The sequence below is a fragment of the Mucilaginibacter sp. 14171R-50 genome (assembly GCF_010093045.1).
Taxonomy (GTDB): domain Bacteria; phylum Bacteroidota; class Bacteroidia; order Sphingobacteriales; family Sphingobacteriaceae; genus Mucilaginibacter.
Window position 1 is genome coordinate 492,639 of record NZ_CP048115.1, and the last position, 17,994, is coordinate 510,632.

Sequence of the window (17,994 nt, forward strand, 5' to 3'; positions counted from 1 at the left end):
ATAAAACATCTCTAAAAATCCTTAATTAGGACGATAATACTTCTCAATATTCTCCAAATATTTTTCGCAGGGTGTCGGCTATTTCGCCAAGGGTTGCGTAGCATTCAACAGCTGCCAAAATGTAAGGCATCAGGTTATCCCTACCCCCGGCGGCAATTGCTAAATTTTGCAATGCGGTTTTTACCTGGTCGTTATTTCTGCTCTGTTTTAAACGGTTAAGCTTATCTATTTGTTGCCGGCGTATGCCGTCATCAACTCTAAATACATTTTGGGCAACTTCCTCCTGCTGGGTAAACTTATTAACGCCAACCAACACGCGGTCGCCACTTTCAATATCGTTTTGGTACTGGTAGGCGGCAGCGGCTATTTCCTGCTGAATATAATCTTGTTCAATGGCTTTAACAGATCCACCCATCGCGTCTATCCTGTCTATATATATTTGCGCTGCGGCTTCCAGTTCATTGGTTAAGGCCTCAATAAAATACGAGCCTGCCAGTGGGTCAACCGTATCGGTTACGCCGCTTTCAAACGCGATGATCTGCTGGGTACGCAGGGCGATCTTTGCAGCCGCCTCTGTTGGCAGCGACAAAGCCTCGTCGTAACCATTGGTGTGTAATGATTGTGTGCCGCCCAACACTGCAGCCAACGCCTGCATGCTTACCCTTACTATATTGTTCATCGGCTGCTGCGCCGTCAAGGTGGAGCCGCCGGTTTGGGTATGAAAGCGCAACTTTTGCGCCCCCGGGTCTGTAGCGCCAAGGTTTTCGGTAATATGCGCCCACATACGCCGTGCCGCCCTAAACTTTGCTATTTCTTCAAAAAAATTATTGTGACAGTTGAAAAAAAACGAAAGGCGTTTGGCAAATACGTTTATATCTAATCCCTTTTCTAACGCGGCCTTTAAATATGTTTTGCCGTTGGCCAAAGTAAAGGCCAGTTCTTGCACGGCCGTTGAACCAGCTTCGCGAATATGATAGCCGGATATGGATATCGTGTTCCATTTTGGCACCTCCTTGCTGCAATACTCAAAAATATCAGTTATTAACCGCATAGACGGTTCGGGCGGATAAATATAAGTACCCCTGGCCGCGTATTCTTTTAATATATCGTTTTGTATCGTACCCGAAATTTGTTTCAGATCTGCTCCCTGTTTTTTTGCTAACGCGATGTACATTGCCAGCAATATGGCAGCTGTAGCATTAATGGTCATGCTGGTGGTAATATCCTTCAGCGCTATGCCATCGAACAATATTTCCATATCCTGCAGGGAATCTATCGCCACACCTACTTTGCCAACCTCGCCTTCGGCAAGTTCATGGTCGCTGTCGTAACCTATTTGTGTAGGCAGGTCAAACGCTACGGAAAGCCCCATTGTACCCTGGCTTAACAGGTAATGGTAACGCTTGTTACTTTCTTCGGCGGTTGAAAAACCTGCATACTGCCGCATGGTCCAGGGTTTACCCCGATACATGTCTTTTTGAATGCCGCGGGTGTACGGGAACTGTCCCGGTAACTCATTCATACCCGAAGGCTCTGTATAAACTTCCTTAAGCTCGATGCCGGAAATAGTAGTGAATTTTTTATCGGCCATATGCTTAAAATATATTATCCAGATCTTTTCGTACAAGATTGGTTGCTATCTCATAGGGGTCTTCATCCAGTTTGCTTAAATGGGTTAGTATAACCTTGCCCAGGTCAAGGCCTGTTGCATTATCAGGAATGGCTTTAACCGCATTATTTATCAGGCTTAAGGTATCTTCTTTTGTGCGCTTTACTATGGCCCAAGCCTGTGTGCTCACATATATTTGCTGCGTTACGTTATGCTGATACTCGGTGCGCACCTCGTTTAAAATAATGCTGTGCAACTCGGCTGCCGAATAGCCGTTACCATTTAGGCGTATAAGCAGGTTGGCCGGGTTTATCCTGTCTATAAATAACACTAAACGTTCGTAAGCCTGCAACCGTAATGGCAGTGTTTGGTAGCTTACTGCTTTTTTAAACTCAAGCATTTGCAAGGTATTGCTTTTATCCAGATAGGGCTTAAACAAATAAAACGCTATATATACAATGCCCATACCGGCAACGGTATATTTTAAAATATCAAAAAGGTAGTTATACAGTATCATTTTATAATGTTAGGCGGAGGTCATAAATAAATCGGTCGGTGCAAAAATCCGCATTTTACCTTATATTTGTGTAGTTAATTAAAAATAAGATGAGTGCTATTGCTGAAACCCTTACTGCACCTGTAACCTTTACTGAAGGTGCCGTTAAAGAACTTGTTAAACTGAGAGACCAGCAGGAAATTGCCGACGATTTTGGACTGCGCGTGGGAGTTGAAGGCGGCGGCTGTTCTGGTATGAACTATGTTTTAGGTTTTGATCAGAGAAAAGATGGCGACCAGGAATTTTTAATTGATGGTATTAAGGTGTTTATGCATAAGGCGCATGGCCTTTACCTGGCTGGTATGCAGATAGATTTCCAGGACGGTTTAAACGCCCGTGGCTTTACCTTTAATAACCCTAATGCCGCCAGTACCTGCGGCTGCGGCACTTCGTTTTCAGTGTAATTAATTTAAAATATTTAGAAAAGGGCCCCTGAATCAGGGGCCCTTTTTTTGTTCGGCGGGTATTATCTGTATGTATGCCTTACCATCATATTTACAAATAATTAACGGCCTGTGTGTAACAAACCGCATAACACTATAGTCATACGATCAAGTTTTTTATATTTATGGCATGCCGGTAAAAACCACCTACAAAGAAAACATATCCATAGCGTTACAATCTATAGCCGGCAACAGGCTGCGGACTTCGCTTACGGCTTTAATTATCGCTATAGGTATCATGGCATTGGTTGGTATATTAACCGCCATTGAGGGCATTAAGCAATTTACAAACGATGCCTTTGCAGGACTGGGGGCCAACTCTTTTACTATCCAAAACCGTGGCAGCGGCATTAACTTTGGTAATGGCGGACACCGTAAAATCTATCCGGCAATTAATTACGACCAGGCCGAGCGGTTTTTAAAGCTTTATAAATTGCCAGCACGCATTAGCATAGACCTGAATGTAACGGGTACTGCCATTGCTAAGTATAACAGCATAAAAACCAATCCCAATATTTCGGTAACGGGCAGTAACGATAATTATTTATTTATAAAGGGGCATAAGCTTGCCTTAGGACGTAATTTTTCGTCGTCCGAACTTGAACACGGCGCCAACGTTGTTATTATTGGCGACGAAATAAAGGTCAAGCTGTTCAAAAACGAAGACCCTATAAATAAATCGATATTATTGGGCAGCAGTAAGTTCAGGATAATTGGTGTGGTTGCACCAAAGGGCAGTAACAGTTTTGGAGGCGATAAATTTTGTATTATCCCCGTACAAAAGGCACGGCAAATTGCTGCCACTTCGAAGCCATCATTTGGGATAACCGTAAACGTTAACAGCCCCGATGTGCTTGATGCCAGTATAGGCGAAGCTACATCGCTGATGCGTAATATACGCGGTACACGTATTGGCCAGCCTGACAATTTTGAAATATCCAGGAGCGACTCTATCCAGCAGGAACTGTCAGGGCAGCTTACCGGTATTACCATAGCAGGTTTCGCCATTGGCGCTATCACCCTTATAGGTGCTGCCATTGGCCTGATGAACATTATGCTGGTATCGGTAACGGAGCGCACCCGCGAAATTGGGCTGCGCAAAGCTATTGGCGCAACGCCATCGGTAATACGCAAACAGTTTTTAATTGAGGCGATTGTTATTTGCCTTATAGGCTGTTTTGCCGGCATTATTTTAGGGATGGGTATGGGCAACCTTATAGCTGTACAAATCAGCGGCACTTTTATTATACCATGGGTTTGGCTGTTTTGCGCAGTAGGCTTATGTACTTTTATCGGCCTGTCGTCGGGATTTTATCCCGCACGCAAAGCGGCCCGGCTTGACCCTGTAGAGGCGCTGCGGTACGAGTAGGAGATGCAATACAGAGAAGCAAGAGACAGGACAGAAAGATAAAAGATTTCTTTTTGAGTCTTGCTATTTAGTATTATTGTCCCGCCTCTACATCTTCGTCTTGTCTCTTGATTCTTACTATCTTGATTCCCTGCTACAGCATTACATTTTTTAACGGATAATCAACTAATATCTTTTGCAGGTAGGGCGTAGTCAGTACGGCTTCAAACGCTGCTGCGTGACGAGGGTGGTGCATATCGCTCGAGATAAAATCAACCATATTATTATCTATCAGGTCTTCGGCCATCTTTTTTGAATGTTTGCCGTAATAACCCGCAAGCGATATTGTGTTAAGCTGTAAGCTGCAGCCCCAGCTGTGTATCATTTTTAGCTGTTCCAGGCTCATATACCCGTACCTTTCGGGATGGGCCAGTATAGGTTTGTAACCCATATCCGTCATCTTTTGAACAATAGCTATCGTATTTGGCGGTTGGCTAACGAAAGAAAGTTCAAACAGTACGTAGTTATCTCCCATTGTTAAAACCTTGCGTTCTTCAAGGCGCTTTTCAAAAGTTTCGTCAAAATAATGCTCGGCTGCGGCTGAGATATCAATATCTATGTTTTGATTCTTTAGTTCTGCCTTGAGTATCGCAAGCGCGTTAGCTATACTTTCGGCGTCGTTACGATAATAATCGATCATGATGTGCGGGGTGGCAATAATTTTCTTGATGCCCAGCGCCATCATTTTTTTTATGAGGAAGATGGATTCTTCTACGTTTTGCGCACCATCATCAATACCCGGCAAAACATGCGAATGCATATCTGTTACAATCGAACTGTAGTCGAAATTAACAATTGGTTTAACTTCCTTTTTCTTAAAAAATCCGAACATCTTTATCGATTAGTGTATTGCTCATTGTAATAATCCTGGTAATGTCCGGATGTTACGTCGTTAAGCCATTCCTGGTTCTCAAGGTACCAGTCAACGGTTTTTTCAAGGCCTTCCTCAAAGGTTATAGATGGCTCCCAGCCCAGTTCATTCTTTAGTTTGGTAGCATCTATGGCATATCTTAGATCATGCCCGGCCCGGTCTGTTACATAAGTTATCAGTTTAGCAGATTCCCCCGTTTCGCGGCCGAGCTTTTTGTCCATTATAGTACATAACAGCCTGATCAGATCAATGTTTTTCCACTCATTGTGTCCGCCAATATTGTAGGTGGTGCCCGCCGCTGCTTTATGAAAAATAACATCTATCGCCCTGGCGTGGTCTTCAACCCATAGCCAGTCGCGCACGTTCTCGCCTTTACCATAAACGGGTACAGGCTTATTTTGCTTGATATTATTAATGGCCAGGGGTATTAATTTTTCGGGAAAATGGTACGACCCGTAGTTATTTGAGCAATTTGATATAACCGTGCCTAAACCATAAGTATCATAATACGCCCTTACAAAATGATCGGAACTTGCTTTGGATGCTGAATAAGGAGAATGCGGATCATAGGCGGTTTGCTCGGTAAACATTGCCGTGTTGCCCAGGCTGCCGTAAACCTCATCTGTAGATACATGGTAAAAGCGTTTTGTATCATATACACCCTTCCACAGATTCTTAGCCGCGTTTAACAGATTTACGGTACCTACTACATTGGTCATTACAAACTCCAGCGGGTTGGTAATAGACCGGTCTACGTGCGATTCGGCCGCAAGATGTATTACCGCGTCGGGCTGTTCCTGCTCAAACAAATCGTTTATAAAGTCAAGCGCTACTATATCGCCTTTAATAAAACGATAATTTGGCGCATGTTCAATATCATTTAAGTTGGCCAGGTTGCCTGCATAAGTAAGTTTATCCAGGTTGATAATGGTGTAATCCGGATAATTTTTTACAAAACGCCGCACCACGTGCGACCCTATAAACCCAGCGCCACCCGTGATAATTATCTTTTTCATGAGATGATAATGTTATGAGGTTATAACGGGTTTTGGGTGATATAATTTTCCCATGCCCAGGCAGATGACATCATGGTATCAATATCGCGCTCGGCCTTCCAATGCAGCTTTTGGGTTGATTTACTTACATCGCCCCAAACTTTTTCGATATCGCCGCTGCGGGGCGGCCCTATCTGGTAGTTCAGTTTTTTACCGGTTGATTGTTCAAAAGCGTTTATTACCTCTAAAACCGTGTATCCTTTACCGGTGCCAATGTTAAATACATCGTAACCATTAAAACCCGGCTGCTCCATCAACTTTAGCGCGGCTACATGTGCCCTGGCCAAATCAACTACGTGTATATAATCGCGTATACAGCTGCCATCGGGCGTATCATATTTGTCGCCAAAAACCGTTAGCTTTTCGCGCTTACCTATAGCCGTTTGCGTAATAAATGGTACCAGGTTTTGCGGAACGCCAATGGGTAACTCGCCAATCATGGCACTGTCGTGCGCCCCTACCGGGTTAAAGTATCGCAATGCAATAACTTTATACGCTGATCCTGCCGCTACAACATCTCTTAATATTTCCTCGGCAATTTGTTTGGTGTTGCCGTACGGCGATTCGGCAGGTTTTACCGGCGCATCTTCGGTTACCGGCAAAACATCGGGCTGACCATACACGGTGCAGCTTGACGAGAAAACAAAGTTTAGGGGGCTACCTTCGTAAGCCTGCAGGATGTTGATAAGCGAATAAAAATTATTGCGGTAATACTTTAGCGGTAATTGCACCGATTCGCCAACCGCCTTAGAAGCCGCGAAATGAATAATACCACCAATATCGGGGTTGTTAGCCGCAAAATCTTTTACCGCCTTTGCATCGCACAGATCAAATTCGTGAAAAGCCGGTTTATAGCCGATTATCTTAGCGATCTGATCTAATATTCTGACGTTTGAGTTAGAAAGATCGTCGATAATTACCGGGTCGTAACCTGCATTTACCAGTTCTACTACCGTATGCGATCCAATAAACCCCAGGCCCCCGGTCACTAAAATTTTCATAGCATGTTTTTAAAAGGTAAAATTTAAAGCTACACCGCCAAGCGACTGAAAAGCTTATTGTTTGTTATAATACGTAAAATCTTTATGCAGTATATCTTTTTCGGGCAGCGATTTAAAATACTCGTAGGTGATCTTCAAACCTTCGCTTCGCGATACTTTTGGCTCCCAGCCCAAAATACTTCTTGCTTTAGTAATATCAGGGCGGCGTTGTTTCGGATCGTCTGTAGGCAGCGGCAGGCTTATCATTTGCTGGTTGGTACCGGTGAGCTTTATTATTTCCTCGCCAAACTCCCGAATGGTTATCTCATCGGGGTTGCCAATATTCATCGGCTGCGCGTAATCGCTGTGCAATAACCTATAGATACCTTCTATCAGATCGTCAACATAGCAAAACGAGCGGGTTTGCGACCCATCGCCAAACATGGTCAGCGGTTCGCCGCGTAAGGCCTGGCCAATAAAGGCCGGTAAAACGCGGCCATCGTTTAGGCGCATACGGGGGCCATACGTGTTAAATATGCGTACAATACGTGTTTCCAGCCCATGAAAGGTATGGTAAGCCATGGTAATAGCCTCCTGGAAACGTTTAGCCTCGTCGTAAACACCGCGGGGGCCAACAGGGTTAACGTTACCCCAGTACTCCTCAGGCTGCGGGTTTATATTCGGGTCGCCGTAAACCTCAGAAGTTGAAGCGATAAGCATCCGGGCCGCCTTTGAACGGGCCAGGCCCAATAAATTATGGGTGCCTAACGAGCCCACCTTTAGTGTTTGAATAGGGATCTTTAAATAATCGATAGGGCTTGCAGGCGATGCGAAATGCAATATGTAATCTAACTTACCCGGCACATACACAAATTTGGAAACATCGTGGTTATAAAACTCAAAATTCTCCAGTTTAAAAAGGTGCTCAATGTTTCGCAGGTCGCCCGTTATCAGGTTGTCCATGCCAATCACATGGTAATCTTCCTTTATAAACCTGTCGCATAAATGCGAGCCCAAAAACCCGGCCGCACCGGTGATCAGAATACGCTTGCGTTGTACCATTAGTTAATTACCTTTCTGCCGATGCTGTTGTAGTAATAACCCAGATCGATCATTTTTTGCAGATCGTAAAGGTTCCTGCCATCAAATATAACCTTGCTTTTTAAAAGTCCGGACAGTTGCTCAAAATCCGGCGTTCTGAACAATGACCACTCGGTAACTATCAGTAACGCATCCGCGCCGTCGGCGGTTGTATACGGGTCGGTACCATATTGTATTTTATCGCCAAGTAAGGCTTTAACGTTATTCATACCCTCGGGGTCAAAAACGGTTAGCTCGGCCCCCGCTGCCAGCAACTCATCAATTATGTACAATGCAGGGGCTTCGCGTATATCGTCAGTCTCCGGTTTAAATGCCAGGCCCCACATCGCAAATTTCTTCCCCTTCAGGTCGTTATTGTAATATTTTCTTACTTTTTGCACTAATACCTTCTTCTGTATCTCGTTAACTTCCATCACCGAGTTGAGTATCTTGAAGTCGTATTGATTCTCCTGAGCAGATTTCGCCAGTGCCTGTACATCTTTAGGGAAACAGCTGCCACCGTAACCAATACCCGAAAACAGGAAGCGGTTACCAATACGGTTATCGGCGCCTATCCCCCGGCGTACCATATCAACATCAGCGCCAACCAGTTCGCATAAGTTGGCCACTTCGTTCATGAACGATATTTTTGTTGCCAGGAAAGAGTTGGCCGCATACTTAGTCAACTCAGATGATCGCTCGTCCATAAATATTATGGGGTTACCCTGGCGTACATAAGGAGCATAAAGCTCGCCCATTAACTTACGGGCGCGTTCGTCAGTAGTGCCTACAACCACACGGTCGGGCTTCATAAAATCTTCAACAGCCACACCTTCGCGTAAAAACTCCGGGTTTGATACTACCGCACATCCTATATCGGTGTTTGCTTTTAAAACCGCGGTTACTTTATCGGCTGTCCCTACCGGAACGGTAGATTTGGTTACGATCACTTTATAATCGGTAATCAATTTAGCAATATCTTTTGCAGCACCTAAAACATAGCTCAGATCGGCAGAACCATCGCCACCGGGAGGCGTTGGCAACGCCAGGAAAATGATCTCCGCGTCTGCAATGGCATCAGCAAGGTTATTTGTAAACAATAAGCGTTTCTGATTGATATTGCGATGAAATAACAACTCAAGGCCAGGTTCGTATATAGGAAGCTTCCCTTCCTGCATCATTTTTACCTTTTGTTCGTTAATATCAACACAGGTTACCTGATTCCCGGTTTCTGCTAAACAAGTACCGGTTACCAGTCCAACATACCCTGTACCGACAACAGCTATTTTCATAATCTAAGTTTTGCGTTAATATATTACTTTTATGCCCGGCGAAGATAATAAATCGTAAGTAAAAAATGATTTTACTATACAACATAGGCATATACTTATACTACATATTGATACATATTGTTTCTGTTTTTAACAATAAGGCAAAATTGTGGATCAACGGTCGCCGTGAACAACATATACAACCTTCAGTATCGGGCATTTGGTTCCATTTTGCATCATTAGGCGAGTTTGAACAGGGCCGCCCTGTGTTGGAAAAAATGAAATTGTCATATCCGCAGCATAAAATCATTATTACATTTTTTTCGCCGTCAGGGTACCAGATCCGGAAAAACACCCCCCTGGCCGATGCGGTTTATTATTTACCGCTTGATACCCCCGCAAACGCCCGGAAATTTATAAATACCATACGGCCCGTTATGGCCATTTTTACCAAATACGAATATTGGTACCACTTTTTTAACGAGTTACACAAGCAGCATGTACCGCTCTATATAATCTCGGGCATATTCAGGCCCCGGCAGGTTTTTTTCAGGTGGTATGGCGGCCTTCACCGCAAAATGCTGAAAATGGTAACCTGGTATTTTTTGCAGGATGTACCTTCGAAACACTTGCTGCATGATGTGGGCATTACCAATGTTACCATCAGCGGCGACACCCGTTTTGACAGGGTATGGGCCAATGCGCAGCAGCCCAAAGCCCTGCCGGAAATTGCAGCGTTTAAAGCAGGACAGAAACTATTTATAGCCGGCAGCACCTGGCCCGCTGATGAAAAGCTGTTAGCCGATTTGGTTGCACACCACCCCGACTGGAAATTCATTATTGCCCCGCACGAGATCAGTGAGGATAAAATAAACGGGTTGATGAACATCTTGCCGAAAAATAATACACTTAAATACTCCCAACTCACCACTCACCACTCACCACTCACCACCCTGGTCATCGATAACATCGGTATGCTCTCCGCCCTGTACCAATATGCCGATATCGCTTACATAGGCGGTGGCTTTGGCGCGGGAATACATAATACGCTGGAAGCAGCGGCCTTTGGCATGCCGGTAATATTTGGCCCCAGGTACGCTAAGTTCAAAGAAGCCCGCGACTTGGTAGATATACGCGCCGGCTTTAGTATAACAAACCAGGAAGAACTAAACAGTATAGCCGGTACATTGATGAATGATGATGCCGCGCGGCTTATAGCGGCTAACCTTGCCAAAAACTATGTGCAGCAGCATATAGGCGCCACAGATACAATAATGGGTTATATTAAAGAGAGGCATTAAGTACCTGTTAAATTAAATAACGGGAGCTGCGGATAGCAATTCCCGTTGTTTGATTGTGATGCCTCACCCTAAGCCAATCATGGTTAACACTTTTTAGTGCGTTGTTTATATAAATATTTGATTATTAATGTTTTATAAAAATTTTATTAAAAATTGTGTTGACCATGTTAACCCAGTTTGGGCCAAGTAGCTGATGTTGTAAGTTTAGCATATATAGGTTTTAAATCTGTAAATCGTTAAAATCCGTTTCATCCCGGTTCATTTTCTTAATATTGCCCCTATGGGCTTCTTGAATATTTCCGGCTTGGGTAAGGTGCATTATCATGAATATGGCAGCGGCGGTAAACCCCTGCTGGCGTTTCATGGGTATGGCATGACGGGCAGGCAGTTCCATGTGCTCGAAAATTCTATCCTGCGGGAGTACCATGTTTATGGTTTCGACCATTTTTTTCATGGCGGCAGCCAATTGGGCGACTGGACAGAAGCACAGATACTTACCGGCATGCCCCGCGAAATGGTAAAGCAATATGCAGAAGAATGGTTTAAGCTGCACGGTAGGCAAAGGTTTTCGGTATTGGGGTATTCAATAGGCGCCAATATTGCACTTTTACTGGTAGAAGAATACCCCGGCCTGATAGACGAGGTTATTTTAATGGCCCCGGACGGGTTGGCGGTTTATAAGGGCTTTGAAATTTTATTGCACAAACCATGGGGGCGGTATATGTTTAAAACCGTAACTAAAAGCAAATGGCTGGCCCCGGCGGTGCTCAATAGCCTAAAAAAAATAAGGTTTATAGACGATAGCCTGCACCAGATAGCCTATAATGAAATTGATACCGAACAAAAACGGCAGGATGTTTATTATACCTTAAATCTTATCCGATTAGTGAAGCCCGATACGCAAAAGATAGCCACCCTCATCAATCAGCATCATATTAAGTGCCGGCTGATATTTGGCAAATACGATAACTTATTTCCGATGAAGGCTGCCCGGTCATTTATTGACAAAGTGCAAAATGCCGATGTGCACGAGGTGAATATGGGCCACTGGCTGGTTACCCGGCAATTAGATGAGTATTTAGTAAATTTACAACAATGATACCCGCCCGCAGAGTAAAGCTTTTTAGCAACTGGTTTGCTATATATATGCGCTACCGCATGCGCAAGGCTTTTAACAGGCTTGTTGTTACGCCGTTTACGCCGAAACCAGTCCATTCGGTATTGCTGCTTTGCAATCACTTTAGCTGGTGGGACGGGCTTTGGGGGAATTACCTTGCCTACTGGCACCTTAACCGGCACCTGTATATTATGATGCAGGAAGACCACTTGCAAAAACGTATGCTGCTGAATCTTTTTGGTGGTTTCTCCATCAACCGTTCTTCGCGGGAGATGATAAAATCATTACAGTACGCGGCAGGATTGCTCAATGATCCCGAAAACCTGGTGGTTGTTTTTCCGCAGGGTGAACTGATATCCAACCACACTACCGAGATCAAGGTTGAAAAGGGCATAGAACGCCTCATTAAAAACATAAAAGGCCCCTGCCAGATCGTGTACAACTGCGCCCTGATCGATTATTTTGAGAGCCTGAAGCCCTCTGTTTACTTCCATTTATTTGATTGCGGCGTGGCGGGCGAGGTATCGTTTGATGAACTGACAGCAAAAATAAATGCCTTTCATCAACAGGCATTACAGGCACAAATACACGTTGAGCACTAACCTATGCTGTACCCCAAGAAAAACCCGGTAGCAAAATGGATCTTTAGAGCTTATGTGAAATGGCTTGTGGGGAAGGAATTTCATGAATTTATATACAACAATGCAGAGGTTGACAAAAACAAGTCGGTACTGTTAATAGCCAATCACTTTAGTTTTTGGGACGCCCTTTTATTATTTTGCTTAAACGAAAAACTTTTTAAAAAGAATTTTCATGTAATGATATTGCAGGAAACGGCCAAAAAGGTAAGCTCGTTGCGTTATGGCGGGGCTTTTTCGGTTAACAAGGGTTCAAGAGATATGCTCCGGTCGCTTAATTATGCATCGCAATTATTAAGCGACCCTGATAACCTGGTACTCATGTTTCCGCAAGGCAGGCTGTTCTCCAATTTTACCAGCCATGTTACCTTTCAAAAAGGTATTATGAAACTTATTGAAAACGCCACGGACCATTACCAGGTAATTTTTGCCGCAACTTTTATTCAATACTTACAGCACAAAAAGCCAACAGTTACCGTTTATTTAAAACGGGAGGATGATAATTTTAAAGGCAAAACCATCAACGACCTGCAAAGCAGCTATCAGCAACACTATCAATCATCCAAACAGCAACAAACCGAAATTGACATACCGTGATCATAGCTCTTTTAATCAGCTTTATTTTTTTGATACTGCGCTTTACGGTTACGCTGTTCAATTTTTTATCGAACCCAAAACTGCCGCGTATTGGTAAACATTACGAAAGCAAATTATCAGTTTTGATACCGGCACGCAACGAAGCCGACAATATCCTTACCCTGCTACGGTCTATCTACGCACAGGATTATAAAAACTATGAGGTGATCGTATTAGATGACAACTCGACTGATAATACTTATGCCCTTTGCGAAGCATTCGCCAATGGCCATGATCATTTCAAAGTTTTGAAGGGTAAGCCACTGGCAAACGGTTGGCTGGGTAAAAATTATGCGTGTTATCAGTTAGCCAAACAGGCTACCGGCAAATATTACCTGTTTTTAGATGCTGATGAAAAGGTTGAAAAGGGACTTTTTAACAGCGCGATACACCGCATGAACCTGCGCGACCTGAGCCTGTTAAGCTTGTTTACCAATCAAACCATGGTTACCTTCGGCGAAAAAATGACGGTGCCGCTAATGCACTATATTTTGCTGAACCTGTTGCCGCTGCGGCTGGTATATCTTATAAAAAGCGCCGCGGTTGCGGCCGCCAGTGGCCAGTTCATGCTGTTTAACGCTGCCGATTATCATAAATACCAATGGCATCAAATGGCTAAAAATAAAGTGGTAGAAGATGTAGAGATCATGAAATTAGTAAAAGGGTCGCAACTTAACGGCGAGGCTTTGCTGGCTAACAACATGATAAGCTGCCGTATGTACAGTAGCTATAGCGAAGCTGTAAACGGTTTCGGCAAAAACTTCCTGGCAGCTTTTAATTATAACATTATAGGTTTTTTAGTATACCTGCTGCTGATAATTGGCGGCCCGGCAATAATAGTTATGACATTAAACCTGAACCTTATACTAATGATGACAGGACTAATTGCCCTTACGCGCGTCATGATCTCGTTATCCGCCGGGCAAAACGCCTTACTGAATGTAGTTTTACACCCTATACAAATGCTGAGCCTGCTATTTATAGGCCTTACATCTATACAAAAACACATCACAAAAACAACTGAATGGAAAGGCCGCAAAATATGAGCATTGCACCACGCATTGCGGTTGGGGTAATTATTCTGTTCCACGCAGTTGGGCTGGTGGGCCTTAGCCTGCCTGCTACAAGGCCTCTTTTTTTGCAAGTAGTTCCGTGGCATTTGTTGCTCATGCTGTTAACAATAGTATTTGGCCACTATAAGCTGAGCGGCCGGTTCAAGGCGTTTATCCTTGTGGTTTTTTGGCTGGGCTTCTTTGCCGAGTGGATAGGTGTACATAAAGGCTGGTTGTTTGGTAATTATGCCTATGGCACAACGCTTGGTGTAAAGATGTTTGATATACCCTTAATGATAGGCGTCAACTGGTTTTTGCTGGTATATTCGGCGGGTGTTACTATGCAGCGCAGCGGGCTTAAAAACGGTTTTGTACGGGTGGTAACAGGCGCCGGGTTATTAGTGTTGCTTGATGTTTTGATAGAACCCGTGGCCATAAAGTTTAACTATTGGCAATGGATCGCAGGCAGCATTCCATTAAAAAATTACGCCTGCTGGTTTTTGGTTGGGGCTGTTATGCTTTACGTTTTTGAACTTTTTAATTTCAAAAAGCAAGGTATTGCTGCACCGGCATTGTTAATAACCGAATTTGTATTTTTTGGGGCACTGAATTTAGTAATAGGATTATGGCCATTATAATCTGGATTACAGTGTTCTCCATTCGTTTTGTGGACTAAATATCCCGAAATTCATTCCTAATTGATATCCAATTCAACACCTTGCATGAACATACACCAAGAGATCAAAAACTATATTGCCAGCCAGCCCGGGCCCAAACGGAAGGATATGGAAGAGTTGCATACGCGCATACTTCAAATACATCCCACAGGTAAACTTTGGTTTCTGGATGGCAAGAACAGCGAAAATAAAACCGTAAGCAATCCCAGTATCGGGTATGGGGCACGTTTGATCAAATACGCTGATGGAACAACAAAAGAATTTTACCAGGTTGGCATGAGCGCGAACAGTGCGGGTATTTCTATATATGTCCTTGGTATCGCCGATAAAGCTTACCTGCAACAAACCTACGGAAATGAATTAGGCAAGGCCACCGTAACCGGGTATTGCATTAAGTTTAAAACCTTAAAAGACATTAACCTCAGCACGCTTGAAACTGCCATAAAATACGGTTTTGAGGTTACAGCTTAAAATTGACCGTAAACCGAAGCACTTCTGATATCGTATTTTAATATTTAGCGTTTAGAATTTAGTATTTTTGCAATAACATGGGTGATTATCAGCTACAGGTTACTATTGATCAGGACTCGGGCTTTTGCTTTGGGGTAGTTTATGCCATTGATATGGCCGAAGAGATACTGGCCGAAGATGGCTATTTATATTGCCTGGGCGATATTGTGCACAATGACGAGGAAGTTGAACGCCTGAAAGCGATGGGGTTGCGTATCATTGGTCATGACGAACTGGCGGACCTGCATAACGAAAAAGTGCTGATACGCGCACATGGTGAAGCCCCCGAAACTTACAAAATAGCTTTAGAAAATAACATCACCCTGATAGATGCATCGTGCCCGGTGGTTTTAAAACTGCAAAACCGCATCAAAACGTCATATGACACAAACGAAAAGATCCTGATATTTGGTAAGCACGGCCATGCCGAGGTTGTTGGCTTGCAGGGGCAAACAAACGGCGACGCCCTGGTTTTCCAGGACATTTCTGAACTTGACGATGCTGAACTGCCCCACAGCTTTACCTTGTACAGCCAAACCACCAAAAGCATGGAGAAGTTTTACAATGTAAAAGAACAGCTGCTTTCGCGCGGTTACGAGGTAAAAGCTAACGATACTATTTGCCGGCAGGTAAGTAACCGCGACAAAGACCTACCAGCTTTTGTGGCAAAATTTAACAAGGTGGTTTTTGTGTCAGGCAGAAAATCTTCTAATGGCAAGGTGCTTTACGAAGTTTGCCGTAAACATAATCCAAACACCTATTTCGTATCATCAATAAGCGAGTTGGATAAAACCATGTTTGTGCCGGGCGACAAAGTTGGCATTGCCGGGGCAACATCAACACCCATGTGGCTGATGCAACAGGTAAAAGCCGAGCTTGAGAAATATTAACCGCACGCTATTTGCTTGAATAAATGTCTCTGCCTTACAGAGGGATTTTATAGGAGGCTGTTATTTTGCAAAGATCATCATACACCGGTTTATTAATTGCCTTGCTTGTACTGGGCAGTTGGGCCCTCTCAATTGGCTTATTAATGCAATGGCATGTGGATCTTAAAAACCCCCTGGTTTACCTGTTCATATTATTGCAAATGCACCTGTATACAGGTTTATTCATCACCGCGCACGATGCCATGCACGGCACTATTGCACCCAATAAAAAAATAAATGATGCGGCAGGCTTTATCTGTACGTTTCTGTATGCCTCGTTCTGGTATCCCAAGTTATACTCCAAACATCATCAGCACCATAACCATGTACATACTGATGCCGACCCCGACTATCATAAAGGCAACTTTTTTAGCTGGTATGTAAGGTTTATTCGCAACTATCTGTCCATTTGGCAAATCGTGGTAATGGCCATAATATTTAATATTTTAAAAATATGGATACCCCAGCAAAACCTTATCCTTTTCTGGGTTGTGCCTTCGCTACTAAGCACGCTGCAACTTTTTTATTTCGGCACCTATTTGCCTCACAAAGGCGAACATGGTAACAAGCACCATTCGCGCAGTTTGCCGCGCAATCATTTTTTCGCCTTTATTTCCTGCTACTTTTTTGGCTATCATTATGAGCATCACGATGCACCCTGGGTACCCTGGTGGAGGTTATGGAAGGTAAAAGAGAGTAAATGAACCGTTAGTGGATGTTACTTTCTTTTCTCTCCAAAGAAGGATTCTGAGTATTGTACACCTATCATCGTTTTGCAATAATGACTATCGTCACAATTGGTTAGGGCCTTTTTTATTACATTTGCAGCTCTTGTAAATTATGGCAAAAAAAGGAGTTTTACTCGTAAACTTAGGTACACCAGATAGCCCCTCAACGGCGGATGTGCGCAAGTATCTAAACGAATTTTTGATGGATCCCCGGGTTATTGATGTAAACCCTGTACTGCGTACTTTTTTGGTAAAAACCGTTATAGTACCTTTCAGGGCTCCTAAATCTGCCAAACTTTATCAGGCTATTTGGGATGAGCAAACGGGGTCGCCATTGTTGCATTACAGCCTGCAACAGCAAAAGTTGCTGCAACAACACCTGGGCGACGGCTACCTGGTTGAGCTGGCCATGCGCTACCAGAGCCCGTCGATAGAATCGGCTTTACAACGTTTAAAAGATGCGCTTGTAAGCGAGATACAGGTAATACCCCTATTTCCGCAATATGCTTCTGCAAGTACTGGCTCAGTACACGAAAAGATAATGAGCCTGGTTAAAGAATGGCAAACCATCCCGGATATTTCCTTTATCAACTCGTTTCATAATAACGACCTGATGATAGAGACCTTTGCGGATAACGCGCAAAAATATCAACCCGAAACTTACGACCATATCCTGTTCAGCTTTCATGGCCTGCCCCAACGCCAGTTAAAAAAATGTGATCATACGCACAGCTACTGCCTGCAGGCTGATGGCTGCTGCAATACCTTAAATGATACCAACAAATTGTGTTATTCGGCACAATCGCATGATACTGCACGACTGATTGCTGCTAAAATGAACCTGCCACAGGGGAAATACACTGTTTGCTTTCAATCGCGCCTGGGCAGCGACCCATGGGTACAGCCTTATACCAGCGAAGTTATTGCTCAGCTGGCGAAGGAAGGAAAAAAACGACTGCTGGTATTTTGCCCGGCATTTGTGGCCGACTGCCTTGAAACTGTTTTTGAAGTGACCCACGAATATGGCGACGAGTTTAAAGCCCTTGGTGGCGAGCACGTACAACTGGTAGAAAGCCTGAACGCCGAACCGAAGTGGATTGAAGCGCTGGCAGGAATGGTGAAGTAGTAGGGTT

19 protein-coding genes are annotated in these 17,994 nt (G+C 43.9%); 12 read left to right on the forward strand and 7 right to left on the reverse strand.

Annotated features, from left to right (window positions below):
* Positions 1–43 precede the first annotated feature (43 nt).
* Positions 44–1,591, reverse strand: a complete 1,548-nt coding sequence (locus GWR56_RS02300; RefSeq protein ID WP_162429555.1) for a methylmalonyl-CoA mutase — start codon at positions 1,589–1,591, stop codon at positions 44–46.
* Between the two features lie 4 nt (positions 1,592–1,595).
* Positions 1,596–2,126, reverse strand: coding sequence for a hypothetical protein (locus GWR56_RS02305; RefSeq protein WP_162429556.1), 531 nt, complete (start codon positions 2,124–2,126; stop codon positions 1,596–1,598).
* Between the two features lie 89 nt (positions 2,127–2,215).
* Between GWR56_RS02305 and GWR56_RS02310 the strand changes: the two genes are divergently transcribed.
* Positions 2,216–2,569, forward strand: coding sequence for an iron-sulfur cluster assembly accessory protein (locus tag GWR56_RS02310; RefSeq protein WP_162429557.1), 354 nt, complete (start codon positions 2,216–2,218; stop codon positions 2,567–2,569).
* 169 nt (positions 2,570–2,738) lie between these two features.
* Entirely contained in the window at positions 2,739–3,977 is a 1,239-nt protein-coding gene (locus GWR56_RS02315; RefSeq protein ID WP_162429558.1) for an ABC transporter permease, read from the forward strand.
* 133 nt (positions 3,978–4,110) lie between these two features.
* On the opposite strand, the gene GWR56_RS02320 is transcribed toward GWR56_RS02315, so the two are convergent.
* From GWR56_RS02320 to GWR56_RS02340, 5 genes are read right to left on the reverse strand one after another with little or no spacing between them, the layout of a single operon-like run.
* Positions 4,111–4,848 carry a tyrosine-protein phosphatase gene (locus tag GWR56_RS02320; RefSeq protein WP_162429559.1) on the reverse strand — a complete coding sequence of 246 codons (738 nt, stop codon included), beginning with the start codon at positions 4,846–4,848 and terminating at the stop codon, positions 4,111–4,113.
* Between the two features lie 2 nt (positions 4,849–4,850).
* Complete coding sequence (gene rfbB / locus GWR56_RS02325; RefSeq protein WP_162429560.1) at positions 4,851–5,903, reverse strand: dTDP-glucose 4,6-dehydratase; 1,053 nt, start codon at positions 5,901–5,903, stop codon at positions 4,851–4,853.
* 20 nt (positions 5,904–5,923) lie between these two features.
* Complete coding sequence (gene galE, locus GWR56_RS02330) at positions 5,924–6,943, reverse strand: UDP-glucose 4-epimerase GalE (RefSeq protein WP_162429561.1); 1,020 nt, start codon at positions 6,941–6,943, stop codon at positions 5,924–5,926.
* Between the two features lie 54 nt (positions 6,944–6,997).
* Positions 6,998–7,984 (reverse strand): UDP-glucuronic acid decarboxylase family protein, encoded by a 987-nt coding sequence (locus GWR56_RS02335; protein ID WP_162429562.1) that lies wholly within the window; start codon positions 7,982–7,984, stop codon positions 6,998–7,000.
* Entirely contained in the window at positions 7,984–9,294 is a 1,311-nt protein-coding gene (locus GWR56_RS02340) for a UDP-glucose/GDP-mannose dehydrogenase family protein (protein WP_162429563.1), read from the reverse strand. Before GWR56_RS02340 ends, GWR56_RS02335 begins: the two co-directional genes overlap by 1 nt.
* A gap of 65 nt (positions 9,295–9,359) precedes the next feature.
* On the opposite strand from GWR56_RS02340, the gene GWR56_RS02345 reads away from it, so the two are divergent.
* The 10 genes from GWR56_RS02345 to hemH all read left to right on the forward strand — a co-directional run bounded on the left by GWR56_RS02345 (position 9,360) and on the right by hemH (position 17,987).
* Entirely contained in the window at positions 9,360–10,574 is a 1,215-nt protein-coding gene (locus GWR56_RS02345) for a 3-deoxy-D-manno-octulosonic acid transferase (protein WP_162429564.1), read from the forward strand.
* Positions 10,575–10,854: 280 nt separating this feature from the next.
* Positions 10,855–11,673 (forward strand): alpha/beta fold hydrolase, encoded by an 819-nt coding sequence (locus GWR56_RS02350; RefSeq protein ID WP_162429565.1) that lies wholly within the window; start codon positions 10,855–10,857, stop codon positions 11,671–11,673.
* A complete protein-coding gene (locus tag GWR56_RS02355; RefSeq protein WP_162429566.1) occupies positions 11,670–12,293 on the forward strand; it encodes a lysophospholipid acyltransferase family protein in 624 nt (207 codons plus the stop codon). Before GWR56_RS02350 ends, GWR56_RS02355 begins: the two co-directional genes overlap by 4 nt.
* Positions 12,294–12,296: 3 nt before the next feature.
* Entirely contained in the window at positions 12,297–12,926 is a 630-nt protein-coding gene (locus tag GWR56_RS02360) for a lysophospholipid acyltransferase family protein (protein ID WP_162429567.1), read from the forward strand.
* The gene (locus GWR56_RS02365; RefSeq protein WP_162429568.1) at positions 12,923–14,011 is read left to right on the forward strand and encodes a glycosyltransferase family 2 protein; all 1,089 of its coding nucleotides are present in this window, start codon (positions 12,923–12,925) and stop codon (positions 14,009–14,011) included. The genes GWR56_RS02360 and GWR56_RS02365 overlap by 4 nt, the downstream gene beginning before the upstream one ends.
* A complete protein-coding gene (locus tag GWR56_RS02370) occupies positions 13,990–14,655 on the forward strand; it encodes a carotenoid biosynthesis protein (protein WP_162429569.1) in 666 nt (221 codons plus the stop codon). Before GWR56_RS02365 ends, GWR56_RS02370 begins: the two co-directional genes overlap by 22 nt.
* Positions 14,656–14,739: 84 nt before the next feature.
* Positions 14,740–15,165: a DUF1801 domain-containing protein gene (locus GWR56_RS02375; protein ID WP_162429570.1), complete on the forward strand. Its 426-nt coding sequence runs from the start codon at positions 14,740–14,742 to the stop codon at positions 15,163–15,165.
* A gap of 77 nt (positions 15,166–15,242) precedes the next feature.
* Positions 15,243–16,094 (forward strand): 4-hydroxy-3-methylbut-2-enyl diphosphate reductase, encoded by an 852-nt coding sequence (locus GWR56_RS02380; RefSeq protein ID WP_162429571.1) that lies wholly within the window; start codon positions 15,243–15,245, stop codon positions 16,092–16,094.
* 65 nt (positions 16,095–16,159) lie between these two features.
* Positions 16,160–16,837, forward strand: a complete 678-nt coding sequence (locus tag GWR56_RS02385) for a fatty acid desaturase (RefSeq protein ID WP_238395289.1) — start codon at positions 16,160–16,162, stop codon at positions 16,835–16,837.
* A 136-nt stretch (positions 16,838–16,973) separates the two neighbouring features.
* Positions 16,974–17,987 (forward strand): ferrochelatase, encoded by a 1,014-nt coding sequence (gene hemH / locus GWR56_RS02390; RefSeq protein WP_162429572.1) that lies wholly within the window; start codon positions 16,974–16,976, stop codon positions 17,985–17,987.
* Positions 17,988–17,994: the final 7 nt, after the last annotated feature.

Bases quoted from the DNA above. Each gene is read 5' to 3' on its own strand.
- GWR56_RS02380 (WP_162429571.1), top strand. From the start codon at position 15,243: ATGGGTGATTATCAGCTACAGGTTACTATTGATCAGGACTCGGGCTTT.
- GWR56_RS02340 (WP_162429563.1), bottom strand. From the start codon at position 9,294: ATGAAAATAGCTGTTGTCGGTACAGGGTATGTTGGACTGGTAACCGGT.
- hemH (WP_162429572.1), top strand. From the start codon at position 16,974: ATGGCAAAAAAAGGAGTTTTACTCGTAAACTTAGGTACACCAGATAGC.
- GWR56_RS02310 (WP_162429557.1), top strand. From the start codon at position 2,216: ATGAGTGCTATTGCTGAAACCCTTACTGCACCTGTAACCTTTACTGAA.
- GWR56_RS02355 (WP_162429566.1), top strand. From the start codon at position 11,670: ATGATACCCGCCCGCAGAGTAAAGCTTTTTAGCAACTGGTTTGCTATA.
- galE (WP_162429561.1), bottom strand. From the start codon at position 6,943: ATGAAAATTTTAGTGACCGGGGGCCTGGGGTTTATTGGATCGCATACG.
- GWR56_RS02300 (WP_162429555.1), bottom strand. From the start codon at position 1,591: ATGGCCGATAAAAAATTCACTACTATTTCCGGCATCGAGCTTAAGGAA.
- GWR56_RS02370 (WP_162429569.1), top strand. From the start codon at position 13,990: ATGGAAAGGCCGCAAAATATGAGCATTGCACCACGCATTGCGGTTGGG.
- GWR56_RS02335 (WP_162429562.1), bottom strand. From the start codon at position 7,984: ATGGTACAACGCAAGCGTATTCTGATCACCGGTGCGGCCGGGTTTTTG.
- GWR56_RS02315 (WP_162429558.1), top strand. From the start codon at position 2,739: ATGCCGGTAAAAACCACCTACAAAGAAAACATATCCATAGCGTTACAA.
- rfbB (WP_162429560.1), bottom strand. From the start codon at position 5,903: ATGAAAAAGATAATTATCACGGGTGGCGCTGGGTTTATAGGGTCGCAC.
- GWR56_RS02320 (WP_162429559.1), bottom strand. From the start codon at position 4,848: ATGTTCGGATTTTTTAAGAAAAAGGAAGTTAAACCAATTGTTAATTTC.
- GWR56_RS02375 (WP_162429570.1), top strand. From the start codon at position 14,740: ATGAACATACACCAAGAGATCAAAAACTATATTGCCAGCCAGCCCGGG.
- GWR56_RS02305 (WP_162429556.1), bottom strand. From the start codon at position 2,126: ATGATACTGTATAACTACCTTTTTGATATTTTAAAATATACCGTTGCC.
- GWR56_RS02350 (WP_162429565.1), top strand. From the start codon at position 10,855: ATGGGCTTCTTGAATATTTCCGGCTTGGGTAAGGTGCATTATCATGAA.
- GWR56_RS02345 (WP_162429564.1), top strand. From the start codon at position 9,360: ATGATTTTACTATACAACATAGGCATATACTTATACTACATATTGATA.
- GWR56_RS02360 (WP_162429567.1), top strand. From the start codon at position 12,297: ATGCTGTACCCCAAGAAAAACCCGGTAGCAAAATGGATCTTTAGAGCT.